Annotated in this window: 20 protein-coding genes; 13 read left to right on the top strand and 7 right to left on the bottom strand. The window is 61.2% G+C overall.

What is annotated here, in order from left to right; all coding sequences use genetic code 11:
- The first annotated feature begins 107 nt into the window (after positions 1-107).
- The 4 genes from Q0O99_RS08435 to phnE are packed head-to-tail and all read left to right on the top strand — an operon-like array spanning position 108 to position 3,512.
- Positions 108-935, top strand: a complete 828-nt coding sequence (locus Q0O99_RS08435) for a putative selenate ABC transporter substrate-binding protein (RefSeq protein ID WP_293750477.1) — start codon at positions 108-110, stop codon at positions 933-935.
- An 18-nt stretch (positions 936-953) separates the two neighbouring features.
- Positions 954-1,793 carry a phosphonate ABC transporter ATP-binding protein gene (locus Q0O99_RS08430; protein ID WP_293750475.1) on the top strand — a complete coding sequence of 280 codons (840 nt, stop codon included), beginning with the start codon at positions 954-956 and terminating at the stop codon, positions 1,791-1,793.
- Between the two features lie 28 nt (positions 1,794-1,821).
- Positions 1,822-2,682, top strand: a complete 861-nt coding sequence (locus tag Q0O99_RS08425; protein WP_293750394.1) for an ABC transporter permease — start codon at positions 1,822-1,824, stop codon at positions 2,680-2,682.
- On the top strand, positions 2,679-3,512 hold the full coding sequence (gene phnE, locus Q0O99_RS08420) for a phosphonate ABC transporter, permease protein PhnE (RefSeq protein ID WP_293750392.1): 834 nt from the start codon (positions 2,679-2,681) through the stop codon (positions 3,510-3,512). Before Q0O99_RS08425 ends, phnE begins: the two co-directional genes overlap by 4 nt.
- 436 nt (positions 3,513-3,948) lie before the next feature.
- Here the strand turns inward: phnE and Q0O99_RS08415 are convergent, their stop codons facing one another.
- The 6 genes from Q0O99_RS08415 to Q0O99_RS08390 all read right to left on the bottom strand — a co-directional run bounded on the left by Q0O99_RS08415 (position 3,949) and on the right by Q0O99_RS08390 (position 8,231).
- The gene (locus Q0O99_RS08415) at positions 3,949-4,344 is read right to left on the bottom strand and encodes a PIN domain-containing protein (protein ID WP_293750390.1); all 396 of its coding nucleotides are present in this window, start codon (positions 4,342-4,344) and stop codon (positions 3,949-3,951) included.
- Position 4,345: 1 nt separating this feature from the next.
- Entirely contained in the window at positions 4,346-4,615 is a 270-nt protein-coding gene (locus Q0O99_RS08410; RefSeq protein WP_293750388.1) for an AbrB/MazE/SpoVT family DNA-binding domain-containing protein, read from the bottom strand.
- Between the two features lie 82 nt (positions 4,616-4,697).
- Positions 4,698-4,865 (bottom strand): hypothetical protein, encoded by a 168-nt coding sequence (locus tag Q0O99_RS08405; RefSeq protein WP_293750386.1) that lies wholly within the window; start codon positions 4,863-4,865, stop codon positions 4,698-4,700.
- A gap of 10 nt (positions 4,866-4,875) precedes the next feature.
- On the bottom strand, positions 4,876-5,949 hold the full coding sequence (locus Q0O99_RS08400; RefSeq protein WP_293750384.1) for a YeeE/YedE thiosulfate transporter family protein: 1,074 nt from the start codon (positions 5,947-5,949) through the stop codon (positions 4,876-4,878).
- Positions 5,950-5,958: 9 nt separating this feature from the next.
- Positions 5,959-6,909 (bottom strand): sulfurtransferase, encoded by a 951-nt coding sequence (locus tag Q0O99_RS08395; protein WP_293750382.1) that lies wholly within the window; start codon positions 6,907-6,909, stop codon positions 5,959-5,961.
- A 125-nt stretch (positions 6,910-7,034) separates the two neighbouring features.
- Positions 7,035-8,231 carry an MFS transporter gene (locus tag Q0O99_RS08390; protein WP_293750380.1) on the bottom strand — a complete coding sequence of 399 codons (1,197 nt, stop codon included), beginning with the start codon at positions 8,229-8,231 and terminating at the stop codon, positions 7,035-7,037.
- A 153-nt stretch (positions 8,232-8,384) separates the two neighbouring features.
- Between Q0O99_RS08390 and Q0O99_RS08385 the strand changes: the two genes are divergently transcribed.
- Genes Q0O99_RS08385 through Q0O99_RS08375 form a run of 3 tightly spaced genes read left to right on the top strand, consistent with a single transcriptional unit; the run spans position 8,385 to position 11,452 of the window.
- Positions 8,385-9,707 (top strand): MmgE/PrpD family protein, encoded by a 1,323-nt coding sequence (locus Q0O99_RS08385; protein ID WP_293750378.1) that lies wholly within the window; start codon positions 8,385-8,387, stop codon positions 9,705-9,707.
- Positions 9,701-10,678 carry a tripartite tricarboxylate transporter substrate binding protein gene (locus Q0O99_RS08380; RefSeq protein ID WP_293750376.1) on the top strand — a complete coding sequence of 326 codons (978 nt, stop codon included), beginning with the start codon at positions 9,701-9,703 and terminating at the stop codon, positions 10,676-10,678. Before Q0O99_RS08385 ends, Q0O99_RS08380 begins: the two co-directional genes overlap by 7 nt.
- Positions 10,679-10,681: 3 nt before the next feature.
- Positions 10,682-11,452, top strand: a complete 771-nt coding sequence (locus tag Q0O99_RS08375; protein ID WP_293750374.1) for an SDR family oxidoreductase — start codon at positions 10,682-10,684, stop codon at positions 11,450-11,452.
- 42 nt (positions 11,453-11,494) lie between these two features.
- Here the strand turns inward: Q0O99_RS08375 and Q0O99_RS08370 are convergent, their stop codons facing one another.
- On the bottom strand, positions 11,495-13,027 hold the full coding sequence (locus Q0O99_RS08370) for a YifB family Mg chelatase-like AAA ATPase (protein ID WP_293750373.1): 1,533 nt from the start codon (positions 13,025-13,027) through the stop codon (positions 11,495-11,497).
- Between the two features lie 198 nt (positions 13,028-13,225).
- On the opposite strand from Q0O99_RS08370, the gene Q0O99_RS08365 reads away from it, so the two are divergent.
- The 6 genes from Q0O99_RS08365 to Q0O99_RS08340 all read left to right on the top strand — a co-directional run bounded on the left by Q0O99_RS08365 (position 13,226) and on the right by Q0O99_RS08340 (position 17,769).
- Positions 13,226-13,978: a TorF family putative porin gene (locus Q0O99_RS08365; RefSeq protein ID WP_293750371.1), complete on the top strand. Its 753-nt coding sequence runs from the start codon at positions 13,226-13,228 to the stop codon at positions 13,976-13,978.
- Between the two features lie 27 nt (positions 13,979-14,005).
- A complete protein-coding gene (gene glnK / locus Q0O99_RS08360; protein ID WP_293750369.1) occupies positions 14,006-14,344 on the top strand; it encodes a P-II family nitrogen regulator in 339 nt (112 codons plus the stop codon).
- A 22-nt stretch (positions 14,345-14,366) separates the two neighbouring features.
- Positions 14,367-15,908, top strand: coding sequence for an ammonium transporter (locus tag Q0O99_RS08355; protein ID WP_293750367.1), 1,542 nt, complete (start codon positions 14,367-14,369; stop codon positions 15,906-15,908).
- A gap of 134 nt (positions 15,909-16,042) precedes the next feature.
- Complete coding sequence (locus tag Q0O99_RS08350; protein WP_293750365.1) at positions 16,043-16,981, top strand: SMP-30/gluconolactonase/LRE family protein; 939 nt, start codon at positions 16,043-16,045, stop codon at positions 16,979-16,981.
- A gap of 96 nt (positions 16,982-17,077) precedes the next feature.
- The gene (locus Q0O99_RS08345) at positions 17,078-17,341 is read left to right on the top strand and encodes a CopG family transcriptional regulator (RefSeq protein ID WP_293750364.1); all 264 of its coding nucleotides are present in this window, start codon (positions 17,078-17,080) and stop codon (positions 17,339-17,341) included.
- Positions 17,341-17,769 (top strand): TA system VapC family ribonuclease toxin, encoded by a 429-nt coding sequence (locus Q0O99_RS08340; RefSeq protein ID WP_293750363.1) that lies wholly within the window; start codon positions 17,341-17,343, stop codon positions 17,767-17,769. The genes Q0O99_RS08345 and Q0O99_RS08340 overlap by 1 nt, the downstream gene beginning before the upstream one ends.
- Positions 17,770-17,785 lie beyond the last annotated feature (16 nt).

The following is a 17,785-nucleotide window of genomic DNA, read 5'->3' as shown; positions in this document are numbered from 1 at the left end:
CCTTGCAGCACGGGGTTCAAGGATTTCAGGGTGTAATCAGTCCTCGTGTTTTTTGTAAAGTCACCATGATCCACACCCTCCTCACCAAAATCCTGTCCACCGCTTGCATGGGTTTGCTGGCCTTGTCCGCCATGACCCACGCCAGTGCGCAAACCACGCTGCGCGTGACCACCATCCCCGAAGAAGCGGCCACCGAGCAGGTGCGCAAATTCACGCCCTTGGCCACTTACCTGGAAAAACAATTGGGCATGAAGGTGCAGTTCACCCCCGTGACCGATTACCCCGCTGCGGTGGAGTCGTTGGTGAACAAGAAGGTCGACGTGGTCTGGTTCGGTGGCTTCACTTTTGTGCAAGCCAGCATCCGCTCGGGCGGTAAGATCGTGCCTCTGGCGCAGCGCGAAGAAGACACCAAATTCCAGTCGGTGTTCATCGCCAAGACCAACTCGGGCATCAAATCCTTGGCCGACATGAAGGGCAAGCAAGTGTCGTTCGGCTCGCAAAGCAGCACCTCGGGCCACCTGATGCCGCGCAGCTTCTTGCTGCAAGCCAACATCGACCCTGAAAAAGACTTCAAACGCATCGCCTACAGCGGCGCGCACGACGCCACCATCGCCTCGGTGGTCAGCGGCAAGGTTGACGCAGCGGCGCTGGACATCACCGTCTGGCGCAAGTTCGTGTCCGAGAACAAGGTCAACACGCAAGACGTGAACGTGTTCTTCACCACCCCGCCTTACTTCAATTACAACTGGTCGGTGCATGCCGACATGCCGGCCGATTTGCGCGAAAAAATCAAGACCGCCTTGTTGGCCCTGAACCCCGCCAACCCCGAGCATGCCGAAATCCTGAAGCTCAACCGCTCGACCCGCTACATCTCCACCACGCCCGAAAACTACAAGGGCTTGGAGTCGGCTGCGCGCAGCGCGGGCTTGCTGTAAAGCTTGAGCAGCTTAGCGGTGAAGATCGAACTCTCGGCCTTGGAGGCGCGCCACCCGGCCGCCTTGCCTGGCGCGCCAGCGGCTTTGCGGGCGTTGGACCTGCGCTTGAGCGCAGGCGAACAAGTGGCCATCATTGGCCCATCGGGCGCGGGCAAGACGACTTTGCTGCAGGTGTTGGCCTGCGCGCAGCGGCCCACCCAGGGCACGCTGCAGCTGTCGGGCGTGAACCCCTGGATGCAATCGGCTGGCGCGCTGCGCCATTTGCGCGGCCAGTTGTTTTTGGCCCCGCAGGTGCCGCCGCTCCCCCCCCGCCAACGCGTGGTGACCTCGGTGCTGGCTGGGCGATTGCCCGCCATGGGCTTGTGGGCCAGTTTGCGTTCGCTGTTCTACCCCACCGACATCCCGGCCGCATACGAAGCGCTGGTGCACTTTGACTTGGGCGACAAATTGTTTGACCGCGTGGACCGCCTGTCGGGCGGTGAGCGCCAGCGCGTGGGCCTGGCCCGCGCCTTGTTGGCCCCGGCCAGCCTGTGGCTGATTGATGAGCCGCTGTCGGCGCTCGACCCGATGCGCGCCCGCATGGCCATGACGGCCTTGGTGGGTTTGGCCGCCGAGCGCCAAGTCACCTTGGTGGCCACTTTGCACCAGGTGGATATGGCGCTGGCGCACTTCCCGCGCATCATTGGGCTGCGCGATGGTCAGATGGTGTTTGACTTGCCTTCTGCACAAGTCAGCCCCGAGCGCTTGGCGCATTTGTACGACCAGTACGAGCACGAGTTGCGTGGCGAAGCCCCGCTCATGCCCTCACCAGAAGTCGCTCCAACCCAGTCCGCGCCTGTGGTGATGCACTGCCGTTGACGCAGTGGCTTGCTGCGCCTTGTTCAAGATGACCGCTTCTGTTTCACACCTGCCTAAGGCCCGGCCTCGCCTGGATGCGCCTGCCCGCGACCCGGCCTTTTTCAGGCGCGTGTTTTGGTTGAGCCTGGCTTTGGTGCTGCTCTGGCCACTGGGCGTGGCCACCGAATTCCGTTTGTGGGTGCTGTGGGAGCCTGAGAACCGCCAAGTGACGGCTCAGTTTTTGGCCACCTTTTGGCCGCTGGTGTACAACGCCGAGTTCATGGACATGGTGGTGCGTGAGACTTGGCGCACCGTGGCCATGGCCACGGCGGGCGTCACGCTGGCGCTGGTGCTGGCCGTGCCCTTGAGCTTATTGGCCACGCGGGTCTTGTCGCTGTCGGCGTTGTCGGGCCGCATGGACCGTTTGCCTGCGGTGCTGCGTTGGCTGGTGCGTGCCACCTTGATTGTGCTGCGCAGCATTCCGGAGTTGATTTGGGCGCTGGTCTTCGTGCGCGTGGTGGGCTTGGGGCCCACGGCAGGCGTGCTGGCCATTGCCCTGACCTATGGCGGCATGCTGGGTAAGGTCTATGCCGAGATTCTGGAAAGCGGCGAGAGCCACGCCACCCAAAACCTGATGCGCAACGGCAGCGGCCGCCTGCAGGCTTTTGTCTATGCGCTGCTGCCCAGCCATGCGGCCGAGCTGGCGTCGTACACCGTGTACCGCTGGGAATGCGCGATCCGCTCCTCGGTGGTGCTCGGCTTTGTGGGTGCGGGCGGCTTGGGCCAGCAGTTGGACAATTCCATGAAAATGTTCAATGGCGGCGAAGTGGCCACCATGCTGCTGGTCTTCATCGCGCTGGTGGCCCTGGCCGACCGCGTGAGCGCCTGGTTAAGAAAGGCGTTGGCATGAGGACCCCCCATCGCGAAGCCGCCAACTTGCCCTACAAGTTGCCACCCCCTTTGTTTGACGCCCGCTGCAATGCCTGCTGGTTCACTTTGGCTTTGCTGGTCTTGGTGGTGGCCAGTTTTGTCTCGCTGGACCTGGACTGGGCGTCTTTTGCGTCCATAGAAGCTGCGCGCAGCATGGGCCGCTTTGTGGCCGAATTTTTCCCGCCCGATCTGTCGCCGGTTTTTGTGAACAAAGTGGCCTGGGCCGCTTGGGAAACCTTGGCCATGTCGGCGCTGGGCACCGTCATAGCGGCGGTGCTGGGCTTGGCGCTGGCCGTGCCCGCCAGCCGCATGTCCGCCCAAGATTCGGCTTGGTTGCGCAGCCCCACGCGTTGGTTGCTCAATGCCCTGCGCGCCATTCCTGAGTTGGTGTGGGCCGCATTGCTCTTGATTTCGGCGGGCCTCGGGCCCATGGCGGGCACTTTGGCGCTGGCCCTGCACACCGGTGGTGTGCTGGGCCGTTTGTTTGCCGAGGCCATGGAGAACATCCCCACCGGCCCCGGCGACGCCCTGCGCACCCAAGGCGTGGGACCGCTGCGCGTGTTCTTTTACGCCACCTTGCCCCAGGTCTTGCCTCAACTCATGAGCTACACGCTGTACCGCTGGGAAAACAACATCCGCGCCGCCGCCGTGTTGGGGGTCGTGGGCGCGGGGGGCCTGGGCCAATTGCTGTCCTTCCACATGGGCCTGTTCCACATGAACAAGACCGCCACGATTTTGGGCTCGATGCTGCTCATGGTGGCGTGTGTGGATGCGCTGAGCTTTGCGGCGCGTCGTTGGTTGACGCGCTGAATGAACGGGGTCAAGCGATTGAATTTAAGCCAAGGATGGCAGGCAAAATTTTGCCGTGACAGCGACCGAAACCTACGTGCGTTGCGCCGAGTTTTTCGCACCATCCGCGCAAGATGACATTGTCGCCATCCTCTAGAAAAAGCAACGTTGCTCGCCGGTGACTAGCAAGTCAAATGCGAAAGAGACGCCCTGGCTCACTTCCACAATGGCCTTGACCTCAGTGGGCGTCGGACCTGAAATTATGCCGGTGCCAAGAAGTTCGCCAGGATGTAAGTTGCACCCACCAACGGTGTGTTGCGTGACCATTTGTGCAAGAGCCCAGTATTGAAGGCGAAAATTGGTACTGGCCAGGCCTGCGGTGGCCAAGGGCTGCCTGACCTCGGGCGGTGCGGTCTCACGGCACAAAGTTTGCCGTGCCACGCACCCAGCGGCTGACCTACACAGCCCGGTGTGTGCCCGCTTTGCTGGCCCGCTTGTCGAAGGTCAGCACGGCCTCGCACCCCAAGGACTGCATTTGAGCCCCGATCAGGTGGTCTGCGAAGTCCCCACCCTGGTTTTGCCAGGCTTTGGCGGCCGATAACAATACCGGTATGGCCTCGAAGCGCAGGCCTGGAAAAGCAAGCAGGGCCGCTAAAGTGGCCTGACATTGCACCTGTGAATAAGCGTAGAGCCCCTTCAGAACCCACATCACTTCGCACACCACAATGTGCCCGACCATGCATTCCCGGCCTGCATTCAGCTCGGCGTCCAAGGCTTGCTGCGCGCGCAGAGCTTGCTTGGGCTCGTCGTTGGTGATCAGGCGAACGAGGACGTTGGTGTCGACGGCCAGCATCTCATGGCTTGCGGGTTTTGCGAGCAAGCAAAGGCGTGCCGCTGGCCTGCGCTTCGATGGCCTGGTTCATTTCTTCGACCGTGCGCGCCAGGGCAGGCGCTGGCAGCAAGCCGCGCAAGTTGGCAAAGGAGGCCTTGGAAGCTTTGCTCACCACAATTTGGCCATTGGCCTGCGGCACAAATGCCACCTTGTCGCCGGGCTCCAGTTGAAGCATCAGGCGAACATCTTTGGGCAGCGTGATTTGCGCTTTGCTGGTCAAGGTGGAGAGCATGCTTATTCCTTACGAAAAGGTAAGGAATGGTAGCGTTCAATCTGTGACCGGTCAAGCCATTACGGCGCTGAGGGACGACGGCTCACTTGGCCATCGAACAATGCCCGCCAGTGGTGGCCTGACCTGAACCCGCAGCGATCAGCGGTGGTTCGTTGCGCAGGTCCACCGGGGCCGAGACCATGAAGTCCCAGCTCAAAAAGGCAGCCAAGCCGAGCCAGAAAACCGCTTGTAATTTGTGCGTGTTGCTCATGCGGCCTCCTTCAAAATTGGTAATGGCGGCGCACGCGCACACCGATCAACGTGCCTGCAAAAGCCAGAGGCACCCAGATCCAGCCGTGCAAGCTGCCGGTGGAGATGCCGCTGAGCATGGCGCCGATGTTGCAACCAAAGGCCAAGCGCGAGCTGTAGCCCATGACGAACCCGGCGACCAAGCCAATCACCCATTGCTGGGTGGTCAAAGGCGTGCTGTGGGTCGAGGCTTTGGCCGAAACCCACAGCGCACCGCCCAAGATGCCGATGTTGGTGATGGTGGTCACGTCCATGAACACGGTTTGTGTCAGGCGCTGCGCGTTGCCCGCCTGGCCCCAAAACGCGTTGGCCGTAGGCTCAAAAGCGCCCAGCGCCACCGACACCTTGGCGGCCCAAAGCCCAAAGCCGTACACCACGCCCCAAGGCTGGCCCGCCAGCAGCAAGTTGAGTGTGGCGAGCACCGCCAGCGCCACGGCACCCCAAAGCCAGCGTTTGTCCAGCCAGGTTTGGCCCGCGCCCACCCACAGGCGCACTGCGACCAGCACGGCGGCCAGCAAAGCCAGCGTCAGGGCCAATGCGTTGCCTGTGCCGTATTCGGCCGACAAGCTGACCGGAGCCATTTGGCCCAGCGACACCCAGCTGTCCAGATGCACCGAGCCCATAAAACTGCCCAAGGCAAACAGCGGCAAGATACCCATGTTGAGCGGCACGCCCAGGCCGGCTTTGTACAAAGTGCCCGAGCCGCAGCCGTCGGCAATTTGCATGGTCAGCCCGAACACGAATGCGCCCACCAGTAGGCTCACGCTGGGGGGCCCCAAAGCAGCTTGCAATTCAGAAAACTGCCCCAGCAGCGGCAGGGCTGCCAAGCTGGCCAGCGCCAGCAGCAGCACCTGCCCGGCCACGCCTTGCGGGTTGCGCTGCTCAATCAGTTGCCGCCATCCGGTGGTGAAGCCAAATCGGGCTCCGGCCAAAACCGCGCCCATGCCCACGCCCACCAGCATCAACACCGCCTGTCGGATGGACACCGACAGGGCTAAAAAGATGAAAAAAGCGGCCAGCAAGGCCGCTAAAGGAAGGCGTTTCATGATCTGAGTTTATTTGAAGGTTTTCTCGGCCCAGAATTTGGCGTCGATCAGCAACTGTTTGGGGCGGCTGGGCACGTTGGCCATGGGAAGACCGTTGGGGTCTTTGGACCACTCGACCATCGAGCCCGCATACAGCTTCACATTTTTCTGGCCCAGCACTTCGGACATGGCAAACCAGTTGGTCGCCGCCCAGTGGCCGGTGTTGCAAAACGACACGGTCTCTTTGGCCGGGTCGATGGGGCTGGACGCGGCCACTTTTTGGGCTTGGTCTGTGCTCACAAAAGTGGAGGTGCCGGGTGCAAACCATTTGTCGTGCTCCACGTTCACCGCGCCCTGCAAGGTACCGGGCACGCTGGCGGCCACGTGGCGTGTGTCGCCTTTGAAGAATTCAGCCGGGCGTGCGTCGATCAGGGCGGCGTCGCCCGACTTCACGCGGGCCACCAGCTCTTCTTTGGTGGCCACCAAGCTCTTGTCAATTTGCGGCTGAAAGTTGCTGGCCGCGACTTTCACGGCTTGGTTGTTTTGCGGCAAACCGGCCGTGGTCCAGCCTTTCACGCCGCCGTTGAGCACCGACAGCTCTTTCAGACCCAAAACCTTGAGCGTCCAGTAAACCCGCGCCGAGGCGCCGAAGTCGGTGGCGTCTGCGCCGCTGGAGACGATCACGGCGTGGGTGCTGGGGGTCAGGCCCAGGCTTTGCACCAAGGTGGTCAGCTTGGGCAGGGCTGGCAGTTCGCCGGGGTTGTTGGCCGGGCCGCGCCAGGTGCCATAGGGCGCATTCAATGCGCCGGGGATGTGGTTGGCCGCGTACGATTTGGGGTCGCGGATGTCGATCACGCGCAGGTTGGCGTCTGACAGCTTGGCTTGCAATTCGGCAGGGCTGAGCAGGGGTTGAGTTGCCAGGGCGCTGGCGCTGAAGCTGGCGGCCGTCCAGGCCAGGAGCAAAGCAGAGAAGTGTTTCATGGGTCGTTTCCAGAAGGAGATGAACAAAAGATGGCCAGATTGTGGCCACCCCCTTCAGACATGGGAACGATTTTTTAGTTGGTTATATATGCTCTTGAAGATATAAGGCCATCTGGATGCACGGTTCAGTGCTGTGCATTGCGTGCGTAAATTTGAGCCGCCCACAGCGCGGCGGTGCCGACCAAGCTGGCTATCAGTAACCACCACAACGCCAGGGTATAGCCAAGCTCGGGAGACCACATCAAACCCAGCGTCAAAGGCGCACCAGCGCGGGCCAGCGCAATCGGCAGACCCAGCAGGCCGTTGAGCTGCCCGACATGCTGGCGGCTGACGTACTGCGCCATGGCCGTGCCCTTGACGATGGTGTTCATGCCATTGCCCAGGCCATACAACAGCACAAACACCAGCGAGGCCAGCGGGCTGAGCCCGCCGATCAGCAAGGCCAGCACGCCCGCCGGGATCAGCGTGGGAATCCAGCGGTTGGCGGCGTGAACGTCCCAGTAACGCTCGAACACAAACAGCACCAGACGCCCCAGCACCTGGATCACCCCGATGGCCGCCGGAATGGCGATCACCCAGGTGGGTGACAAGCCCGACTCTTGCAGCAAGGCGATCATGTGCGCGGGCAAGGCCGAGGTGACCGACATGGTGAGCACCATGAACAGCGCCAAGAGCCAAAACGGCGCGTTGCGCAGGTGTTCGCGCACCGAGGCCGGTTGCACCGCGCCGTGCGAAGTGGTCTCCAGAACCTTGAGCGGCGCGCCTTGCAGCAACCAGGCGTGCAGCGGCGCACAAATCAAGAATTGCATCGCCGCCAGAGCCCACAGGGCTTGGCGCCAACCCCACAGATCCATCCACCAAGCAAACAACGGAATGAACACCGTGCTGGCCAGTCCGCCCAAAAACGTGAGCGTGATGATGGCGCGGCGAAAGTCCTGCGGAAAGCGGCGTGTGACCAACGCAAACACCGGTGTGTAAAGCGTGGCCGCCATGCCCAAGCCCAGCCAGATCCAGGCGGCATAAAACCCCGCAACCGTGGTCACGAAACTGTGACCGACCAGGCCCACACCCACCCACAAGGAGCCCAGCGTCATGACCCAGCGCTCCCGCCCCGCATCGATCCAGCGCCCCACTCTATAGGCCATCAAACCCTCGGCCAGCAGTGACAAGCTGAAGGCCAGAGACGAATCAGCGCGCGTCATGCCCAGCTCGGCTTCGAGCGGCGTCATCAACAGCGAGAAGGTATAGAAAACACTGCCCCAGGTGATGAGCTGGGGCAGCGACAGCCAGAAGCTGAAAGGGCCCAAATTTAAAGCTCTCATGGATTGGCCAGGTGAATTCCGCATGGGCACATTATCGTGAACCTGTCACCCCCCCGGTTCTTCATCTTGCGGGCATCGGTTCAAAAAAGCTGTCGCATCGGTGCGCCACTCGGGGCGCAACACGCATTAGAGTGCGATCAAAGTGGACAAGTTATGGATGCTCAATTGCTCTCGGTTTTGCAGCGTTTGCACGGGGTCGATCTGAACGCACACCCGGCGTTGCACACCCACGCCCGTCGGCTGGTGCTCGACACCCTGGGCTGCATCACGGCGGGCTTGCGCGCAGGGCCCGTGACCGAACTGGCGCAGCGCGCGGCCGCGGCAGATCCGGGCAACTTTCGTCTGAAGCCTGGCGGCCCGGGTCTGTCTGCAGCAAACGCTGCGCTGATCTTGGCCATGGCCGCATGCTGGGACGAAGCCTGTGAGGGCCATGCAGGCGCCCACGGCCGACCGGGTGTGGCGGCTTTGGCGGCCTTGTTGCCCATGGCGTCGCGGCTGACCTATGGGCAGTTCCTGAAATCGTTGGTGGTGGGCTACGAAATCGGTGCCCACATGGGGGCCAGCTTGCGCATCAACCCGGGCATGCATGTGGACGGCAACTGGCCAGCCTTGGGCGCAGCCGCTGCGGTGGCCCATGCGCTGGGCCTGACGCCCGCTCAAATCGTGCAGGCCGTGAACATGGCCGCTTGCCAGTTGCCCATGAGTTTGTATTGGCCGGTGCGATCGGGCGACACCGCACGCAACACCTATCTGGGCCATGCGGCGCAACTGGGGCAAAGTGCCGCGCTGGCGGTGGCCAGTGGCATCACCGCGCCCGCTGGTTCGGTGGCCGAATACGCACGCGTTGGTCTGGGCAAACCGCCCGTGGCTTTTGACGATGCACCGGACTTTCAATTGCTGAAGGCCTACTTCAAGCCCTATGCGGCGGTGCGCCATGTGCATTACGGCGCCTTGGCGGCCGTGGCGTTGCGGGCCGCGATCGATCTGGACACGGTGGACGCCGTGGTGCTGCAAATTTATGAAGAAGCCACCATTTACTGTGGCAACCGGGCACCCCAAACGCCTTTGCAGGCGCAGTTCTCACTGAGTTTTGGTCTGGCCGCCATGTTGCGTTGGGGCCGACTGGACCCCTGGGTTTACCGCGAACCGCAGTTTCAAGACCCTGCTCTGCGTGCGCTGGAAGCCAAGGTGCAGGTGCAAGTAGACGCACCCTGGACGCAGCAGGGCCTGCGCGGCGCACGGCTGTTGATCGCCTGCCAAGACGGCAGTCGGCACGAACACGAAGTGACGGCCGTGCCCGGGGATGCACAAATGCCTTTCACCGAAGAGGCCTTGATGGACAAATTTTTGAGTTACTGCGAGGGCAGCTTGCCTGCCGCGAAAACCGCTGACTGGGCCGCGCAATTGCTGCACGCTCCGTTGGACACCCAGCCGTTTCCGTTTTGGAATTCACCTCAGGAGAAAACCCCATGTTGAAGAAAACCCTTGCCATGACCGCTGTGCTGGCCACGGCCTGGCTGGCCGGACCTTTGGCGGCGCAGACCACCGACTTTCCGAACAAGCCGGTGCGCATCGTTGTGCCTTTCCCGCCCGGCGGCGCGACCGACATCACGGCCCGCGTGGTGGCCGAAAAACTCAGCACCAAATGGGGGCAGCCTGTGGTCATTGACAACAAGGCGGGTGCGGGCGGCAACGTGGGCTCGGACTTGGTGGCCAAATCGGCACCGGATGGTTACAACATCGTGTTGGGCGTGACCGGATCGCATTCGATCAACATCTCCTTGTACAAGAAGATGCCCTACCACCCGTTGAACGATTTCGAGCCTTTGACGCAGGCCACGATCTACCCGAACGCGATTGTGGTCAACCCGCAGGTGCCCGCCAACACCCTGCCCGAGTTGATCGCCTTGCTCAAGAAAGAACCTGGAAAATTTTCCTATGGCTCGGACGGCAACGGCACGGCCTCGCACCTGGGCATGGAAATCCTGAAAGCCAGGGCCAATGTGCAACTGACCCACATCCCTTACAAGGGCAGCACGCCCATGATCACCGACTTGCTGGGCGGCACCTTGATGGTGGGCGTCACCGGTTTGCCAGCGGTCCAGCAGCATTTGAAAGCGGGCAAGCTCAAGATGATCGCCATCACCACGCCTCAGCGGGCCCCCGGTGCGCCTGATTACAAAACGGTGGCCGAGCAAGGTTTTGCCAATTTCAACGCTGCGCCCTGGGCCGGGTTTTTTGCGCCCAAGGGCACACCTAAACCCGTGTTGGACAAGCTGGCGCTGGACTTGGCCGACGCGCTCAAGCAAGCCGATGTGGCACAAAAAATGAACGACTTGGGCAGCACTGTGGTGGGCAACAAGCCAGATGAGTTTCGCCAGTTTGTGACGCGACAAATTGAGATGTGGGCCGAGGGTGTGAAGATTTCCGGCGCCACGGTGGACTGAGCCATGGCGGTTTTGGGCAACTTTGCGCCAAGTGGCGATTACGCGTTTCCCTACCGCGATTTGGTGGGGGCCCGCGTGCTGGTGACGGGCGGGCGCGGCACCTTGGGGGCAGCGATTTGCCGGGGCTTTGCGTCTTTGGGTGCGCAGGTCTGGAGTGTGGACCTGTCACCCGCAGAAGCCGGTGAGCCGCACCCGCAGATGGCGCACCGTGTGGCCGATGTGCGCGACCGGGCTTCGCTGCAAGCGGTGCAAGCCGAGGTGGCGCAGACCGAAGGTCTGGATGTGCTGGTCAATGCGCATGGCTTGCAAATCCGATCAGACTTTGCCGATTGTGACGAAGAGACCTGGATGACGCTGACCGATGTGAACCTGAACGGTGTTTACCGCAGCTGTCAGGTGTTCGGTGAGCCGATGCGTTCGCGCGGCGGGGCCATTGTGAACATCGGCAGCGTCAATGGGGTGGTGGTCTCGGGCAAGGGCACGCCTTACGGCATCCAGAAAGCGGCGGTCTCGCACATGACCAAGGTGATGGCCGTCGAGTGGGCACCGCTGGTGCGCGTGAATGCGCTGGCCCCCACGGCCATTCCGTCGGGCATGACGAAGGACTTGTTTGCCAACCCGGATTACGTCCGCACCAAGACGCAAAGCATTCCGCTCAAGCGCACCGGCACCGAAGAAGACATCGTGCACGCGGTGATGTTTTTGGCCTCATCGGCTTCGGGACTGGTCACCGGGCACACCTTGATGATGGACGGTGGTTTGTCTTTGGTTTGAGGCCATGGTCCGGGTCAGGGCGGCCCTTTTGAACAGGCCGCCTTACTGCTCTCTGAGCACCCGCCGGTACTGCACGGCCTCGGCCACATGCACTGACGTGATCGTCTCGCTGCCCGCCAGGTCGGCAATGGTGCGGGCGACTTTGAGGCTGCGGTGCACGCTGCGGCCGCTCCAGCCGAGTTTGACGGCGGCTTTTTGCAGCAAGACCGTGGCACTGTCGTCCAGGCGCGATTGGCTGTCGATGGCCTGGCCTTGCAGGTCAGCGTTGGTGCAGCCTTGCCGTGTCAAGGCGAGTTCGCGGGCGACCAGGCTGCGTGCCGCGATGGTGGCGGTGCTTTCGCCAGGTGGGGCATTCAGCAAATCGGGCGCGGGCAGGCTGGGCACTTCGATGTGCAAGTCAATACGGTCCAGCAGCGGGCCACTCAGCTTGCCTTGGTAACGGCTGACTTGGTCGGGCGTGCAGCGGCAGGCCCGTGATGTGCTGCCCAAATAACCGCAAGGGCAGGGGTTCATGGCGGCGATCAACTGAAAGCGCGCCGGAAATTCGGCCCGCCGTGCGGCGCGGGCGATGGTGATGGTGCCGGTCTCCAGCGGCTCGCGCAGGGCCTCCAATGCGGCCCGGGGAAATTCGGGCAGCTCGTCCAGAAACAGCACGCCGTGGTGCGCCAGTGAGATTTCACCAGGGCGCGGGGGCGAGCCGCCCCCCACCAGTGCCACCGCGCTGGCCGAGTGGTGGGGCTGGCTGGTGGGGCGTTGCGCCCAGCGCGTCAGGTCAAAACGCCCGGCCAGACTGGCAATCGCCGCCGATTCCAGCGCGTCTTCGATGGCCATGGGCGGCAGCAACCCGGCAAAGCGTTGCGCCAGCATGGACTTGCCCGAGCCAGGTGGGCCGACCATGAGCAGCGAATGGCCTCCGGCGGCGGCGATCTCCAGCACCCGTTTCACGCCCGCCTGGCCTTTCACATCACCCAGATCGGCATAGAGCGGCGGGGCACTGGGCGTGGTGGCGGCCATGCGGGCCCAGCCGTCGCTGGGCTCGGGTGGGGCTTCATTAGAGGGCGGCAGAAACTGCTGGACCACATCGAGCAGGTGCCTGGCCCGATAAATTTCGGCATCGGGCACCAGCGCCGCTTCTTCGGCGCTGCCCGGTGGCAAGACCAGCCTGGTGCGCACTTGCTGCCGGCGCAGCACCAAGCTCATGGCCAGTGCGCCGCGTACCGGACGCAGCTCACCCGACAACGACAACTCCCCTGCAAACTCATAGCCCGCCAGTTGGCTCGCGTCAATTTGTCCACTGGCCGCCAAGATGCCCAGCGCGATGGGCAAATCCAGACGGCCCGAGTCTTTGGGCAAATCGGCTGGGGCCAGGTTGACGGTGATGCGCTGGTTGTGCGGAAAGTCCAGCCCGCTGTTTTGCAGGGCCGAGCGCACCCGTTCGCGGGCTTCTTTGACTTCGACATCGGCCAGCCCCACCAGCGTGAAGCTGGGCAGGCCATTGGCCAGATGCACCTCCACGGTGACGGCCGGCGCTTGCAAACCGACCAATGCGCGGCTGTGCACCAAACTGAGACTCATATCCCCCTCCATGCCCCATGCTGGTGCATGGTGTGTACTCGTGCAGCCAGACGCGATGCACGTAAGTTGTTTGGATGCCATTCAACCATGCACAGACTGAAAAAGCACTGGTGAATGCCCTTGTAGAAGTCGATGAAAGAGGGTTGGCACGCTCCCTGCATGGGTGGTTGGTCCTTTATCACTTCATTGGAGTACCTCATGAAAAAAATCCTCGTTCCTTCAATCCTTGCTTTGGCTTTGGGCTCCGTGAGTGGTTGGGCTCAAGCCCAGGCGGCAGCGCCCGAAAGCAGTCTGTCTTTCAACGTGGGCGCCGTCAGCGACTACCGTTACCGTGGCATTTCCCAGTCGCGCCTCAAGCCTGCTTTGCAAGGCGGTTTTGACTACGCCCTCAAGAGCGGTTTTTATGTGGGCGCTTGGGGCTCTAGCATCAAGTGGATCAAGGACACACCTGGTGTCACCAAAGGTTCAACTGAGTTGGACCTGTATGCCGGCTACAAAGGTGCGGTAGGTGATGTGTCTTACGACGTTGGATTTTTGCGCTATGAATATTCAGGCAACAACTACGTCAACTATGGGGCCAATGCCAATACCAACGAAGTTTATGGAGCCGCTACTTTTGGTGTTGTTACAGCCAAGTATTCCCACGCAATCTCTAATTTGTTTGGAAACGTTGGCAGCAAAAACAGTTATTACCTGGACTTGAGCGCTGCTGTAGATCTCGGAAATGGATTTTCTTTGACGCCACATATTGGATATCAAAAAATCAAGAATGTGCTCAACGATGCTGGCTCCTACACTGATTACGCATTGACCCTTGCTAAAGACCTGGGCAACGGTTTGTCTGCCACCGTTGCAGTTGTTGGGACCGATGCTGATAAAGATTTTTACACGCTGAAGGGCAAATACAACGGCAAGACTGGCGCAGTCGTCGGCCTGAAATACGCCCTCTGATCACCCCCAAAACACCAAGGAGCCATCATGAAACTGGTGACCGCCATCATCAAACCCTTCAAGCTGGACGAGGTGCGTGAAGCACTCTCGGGCATCGGCGTGCAGGGCATCACCGTGACCGAAGTCAAAGGCTTTGGTCGTCAAAAAGGCCACACCGAGCTGTACCGTGGTGCGGAATACGTGGTCGACTTTTTGCCCAAAGTGAAGATCGAAGCTGCCGTCTCCGACGAGCTGGTCGAGCGCGTCATCGAAGCCATCGAAACCGGTGCCCGTACCGGCAAGATCGGCGACGGCAAGATCTTTGTGTACGACCTCGAACAGGTGATTCGCATCCGTACCGGTGAAACCGGTGGCGAAGCCCTTTGATAGACAAGAAAGAGAGTCGAAAATGAAAAAGTTTCTCGCTACCCTGGCCTTGGGCCTGAGTCTGGGATTGGGTTTGCTCGGAACGGCTTCTGTGGCCACCGCACAAACCGCTCTCACCGCCGCAACGGCCCCAGCGGCCGAAGCCAAACCGGCCGATGCCGCTGCGCCCGCTGCAGCACCGGCAGCCGCCACGGCTGCTCCGGCAGCGGCCGAAGCAGCCCCCGTGTTGGTGCCCAACAAAGGCGACACCGCCTGGATGATGGTGTCCACCATCCTGGTGATCATGATGGTCATTCCCGGTCTGGCCCTGTTTTACGGCGGCTTGGTGCGCAGCAAAAACATGCTGTCGGTGCTGATGCAGGTCGTGGTCACCTTCTCGATGGTCACCGTGCTGTGGTTCATCTATGGCTACAGCCTGGCATTCACCGAAGGCAATGCCTTCATCGGTGGTTTTGACCGCTTGTTCATGAAAGGCATTTGGGACAACGCAGCAGGCACCTTTGCCAATGCCGCCACCTTCAGCAAGGGCGTGGTCATTCCTGAAATCTCGTTTGCAGCCTTCCAGGCCACGTTCGCAGGCATCACTTGCGCACTGATCGTGGGGGCCTTCGCTGAGCGCATCAAGTTCTCTGCAGTACTGGCCTTCATGGTGCTGTGGTTCACCTTCAGTTACCTGCCCATTGCACACATGGTCTGGTTCTGGATGGGTCCTGATGCTTACACCGCCAAAGAAGTGGCCGATGAGATGACCAGCAAAGCCGGTTTGATCTGGCAGTGGGGTGCGCTTGACTTCGCAGGCGGCACCGTGGTGCACATCAACGCCGCTGTGGCGGGCTTGGTTGGTGCCTTCATGATTGGCAAGCGCGTGGGTTATGGCCGTGAAGCCATGGCGCCGCACAGCCTGACCTTGACCATGGTGGGTGCGTCCTTGCTGTGGGTGGGCTGGTTTGGTTTCAACGCCGGTTCCGCTCTGGAAGCCAACGGTTTCGCAGCGCTGGCCTTCATCAACACGCTGGTGGCCACAGCCGGTGCGGTGCTGGCCTGGTGTGTGGGTGAAGCCATGATGCGCGGCAAAGCCTCCATGCTGGGTGCGGCCTCGGGTGCAGTGGCTGGCTTGGTGGCCATCACACCGGCCGCTGGCAACGTGGGCATCGGCGGCGGTCTGGTGATTGGCATCGTTGCGGGCTTTGCTTGCCTGTGGGGTGTGAATGGCCTCAAGAAGATGCTGGGCGCAGATGACTCATTGGACGTGTTCGGTGTGCACGGCGTTGGCGGCATCGTCGGTGCCCTGTTGACCGGCGTGTTCAACTCGCCGTCTTTGGGTGGCCCCAGCGCTGTGGGTGACTGGGTCACGGTGGCCATGATCGCACCCGATGCTTACTCCATCGCTGGGCAAGTGTGGACACAGGCCAAGGCGGTGCTGCTGACCATTGTCTGGTCGGGCGTGGTCTCGCTGGTCGCCTTCAAGATCGTGGACCTGACCATTGGTCTGCGCGTCACGGAAGAAGAAGAGCGCGAAGGTCTGGACATCTCCTCGCACGGCGAGTCGGCTTACCACGGCTAAAGGCTGGTCAAGACAATTTGCATGGCAAGCGGTGGCGCAAGCCACCCCCTCATCAGCCCGCAGAGCTCAGGCCCTGCGGGCTTTTTCTTTGGGGGGGCCGCTCGGGCACAATGGATTTCATGCACCCACCTGCCATGTTGACCCCTTCCTGGACCGCCATCACCACCGAACCCGATGGCCTGAGCGAGTCACCGTTTTGGCATCCGCAGGAGGAGCGCCTGTATTGGGTGGACATCCCCGGGCGGCGCATTGGCCGTGTGGCGGTGCAGGGTTTGCAGGGGCAAGGGCCGGTGGCGTATTGGCCCCTGACGCAAGAGCCGGGCTGCATTGCGCCTGTGAAAGGCGGTGGTCTGGTGATGGCCTTGCGCGATGGCATTTACCGGGCACACGAGTGGGGTGGCGACTTGCAGTTGCTTGCCGCCGCGCCCTATGACACCACCCGTTTGCGTTTCAACGACGGCAAGTGCGACGCACAAGGCCGCTTTTGGGCGGGCAGTTTGTATGAACCCAAAGACCAAGCGTTGGGCGTGCTCTACATGTTGGACGGTCAAGGCCTGCACGCCATGATGGACGGTGTGGTGACGGCCAACGGCCTGGCCTGGTCACCAGACGGTCGCACCGCCTATTGGGCCGACACCGCCGTGCACCAGGTGCGTGCCTTTGACTTTGATGCGGCCTCAGGTCAACTGAGCGCGGGGCGCGTTTTCCACACCATGACACCCAAGCCCGCGGGTTGGGTTTGGGGCAGCGAGATGCCCCATGGGACCCAGTATGGCGGCCGGCCCGACGGTGCCGCCGTGGACAGCGAGGGCTGCTACTGGAGCGCCCAATATGAAGGCCAGCGCCTGCTGCGCCTGTCACCCACCGGTGCGGTGCTGGCCGAAGTGCGAACCCCAGTGCCTTGCCCCACCATGCCTTGCTTTGGCGGACCGGACCTGAAAACTTTGTTCATCACCACCTCCCGCCAGGGCCGTAGCTCACAAGAGCTGGCGCTGTGCCCGGAAGCAGGCTGTGTGTTTGCGACGCGCGTGGAGGTGGCGGGGTTGGCGGAGAATGAGTTTGTTGCGGTTTAAAGCCCTAGGCGAAGACATGTTCCATTCAAATGGGGGGAACAAACAAGTTTGATGTTTGATGTGTTAGCATCAAACATCATATTACGAGGAAGCAAAATGCGAACTACTTTAGACATTGCAGACGATGTGCTTTTTGCAGCCAAAGAAATTGCTCAAAGAGAGAAAAAATCAATCGGGCAAGTGATGAGTGATTTGGCGCGTAAAGCATTCGCAGTGGGTTCCTATCAGCCGCAAGTGTTTCAAACCGTGCCTCACGTATCAGAGCGCTTGACCCAATATGGCATTCAGCCCTTGCCTTCACGGGGCGTGGTCGTTAGCAATGAGTTGATCGAACGTTTGCGTGATGCCGAGGGCGTTTGATGCGCGCCCTGTTCGACGTCAATGTGTTAATTGCGTTGCACGATCGCGATCACGTACACCATGTTCGCGCTGCGCAATGGTTTGAAGACCACATTCAAAATGGTTGGGCTACCTGCGCATTGACCCAAAATGGGTGCCTTCGCATCATGGGCCAACCCGGTTACAGCAGCCCTCAACCCCTGTCGATGTTGGTCGGCATGTTGCAAAACTCCACACGAACGAATCACCATGCATTTTGGTCCGATGAGATCAGCCTCTTGGATCCTCTGCTGTTTCAGCATGGGCACATACACAGCGCGAGACAATTGACGGATTTGTACCTCTTGGCATTGGCTGTCAAAAACAAAGGAAGATTGGTGACGCTGGATCAACGAATTCCGATCAGTGCTGTACGCGGCGCCACCACGGCGCACCTTATGGTGCTTTGACTCGCGCAATTTCCCA

Source organism: Limnohabitans sp. Rim8 (assembly GCF_945901735.1).
GTDB lineage: Bacteria > Pseudomonadota > Gammaproteobacteria > Burkholderiales > Burkholderiaceae_C > Limnohabitans_A.
This window is presented reverse-complemented; position numbering and strand designations above follow the sequence as displayed.

Bases quoted from the DNA above. Each gene is read 5' to 3' on its own strand.
- Q0O99_RS08435 (WP_293750477.1), top strand. From the start codon at position 108: ATGGGTTTGCTGGCCTTGTCCGCCATGACCCACGCCAGTGCGCAAACC.
- Q0O99_RS08425 (WP_293750394.1), top strand. From the start codon at position 1,822: ATGACCGCTTCTGTTTCACACCTGCCTAAGGCCCGGCCTCGCCTGGAT.
- phnE (WP_293750392.1), top strand. From the start codon at position 2,679: ATGAGGACCCCCCATCGCGAAGCCGCCAACTTGCCCTACAAGTTGCCA.
- Q0O99_RS08415 (WP_293750390.1), bottom strand. From the start codon at position 4,344: ATGCTGGCCGTCGACACCAACGTCCTCGTTCGCCTGATCACCAACGAC.
- Q0O99_RS08410 (WP_293750388.1), bottom strand. From the start codon at position 4,615: ATGCTCTCCACCTTGACCAGCAAAGCGCAAATCACGCTGCCCAAAGAT.
- Q0O99_RS08405 (WP_293750386.1), bottom strand. From the start codon at position 4,865: ATGAGCAACACGCACAAATTACAAGCGGTTTTCTGGCTCGGCTTGGCT.
- Q0O99_RS08400 (WP_293750384.1), bottom strand. From the start codon at position 5,949: ATGAAACGCCTTCCTTTAGCGGCCTTGCTGGCCGCTTTTTTCATCTTT.
- Q0O99_RS08395 (WP_293750382.1), bottom strand. From the start codon at position 6,909: ATGAAACACTTCTCTGCTTTGCTCCTGGCCTGGACGGCCGCCAGCTTC.
- Q0O99_RS08390 (WP_293750380.1), bottom strand. From the start codon at position 8,231: ATGAGAGCTTTAAATTTGGGCCCTTTCAGCTTCTGGCTGTCGCTGCCC.
- Q0O99_RS08385 (WP_293750378.1), top strand. From the start codon at position 8,385: ATGGATGCTCAATTGCTCTCGGTTTTGCAGCGTTTGCACGGGGTCGAT.
- Q0O99_RS08380 (WP_293750376.1), top strand. From the start codon at position 9,701: ATGTTGAAGAAAACCCTTGCCATGACCGCTGTGCTGGCCACGGCCTGG.
- Q0O99_RS08375 (WP_293750374.1), top strand. From the start codon at position 10,682: ATGGCGGTTTTGGGCAACTTTGCGCCAAGTGGCGATTACGCGTTTCCC.
- Q0O99_RS08370 (WP_293750373.1), bottom strand. From the start codon at position 13,027: ATGAGTCTCAGTTTGGTGCACAGCCGCGCATTGGTCGGTTTGCAAGCG.
- Q0O99_RS08365 (WP_293750371.1), top strand. From the start codon at position 13,226: ATGAAAAAAATCCTCGTTCCTTCAATCCTTGCTTTGGCTTTGGGCTCC.
- glnK (WP_293750369.1), top strand. From the start codon at position 14,006: ATGAAACTGGTGACCGCCATCATCAAACCCTTCAAGCTGGACGAGGTG.
- Q0O99_RS08355 (WP_293750367.1), top strand. From the start codon at position 14,367: ATGAAAAAGTTTCTCGCTACCCTGGCCTTGGGCCTGAGTCTGGGATTG.
- Q0O99_RS08350 (WP_293750365.1), top strand. From the start codon at position 16,043: ATGTTGACCCCTTCCTGGACCGCCATCACCACCGAACCCGATGGCCTG.
- Q0O99_RS08345 (WP_293750364.1), top strand. From the start codon at position 17,078: ATGCGAACTACTTTAGACATTGCAGACGATGTGCTTTTTGCAGCCAAA.
- Q0O99_RS08340 (WP_293750363.1), top strand. From the start codon at position 17,341: ATGCGCGCCCTGTTCGACGTCAATGTGTTAATTGCGTTGCACGATCGC.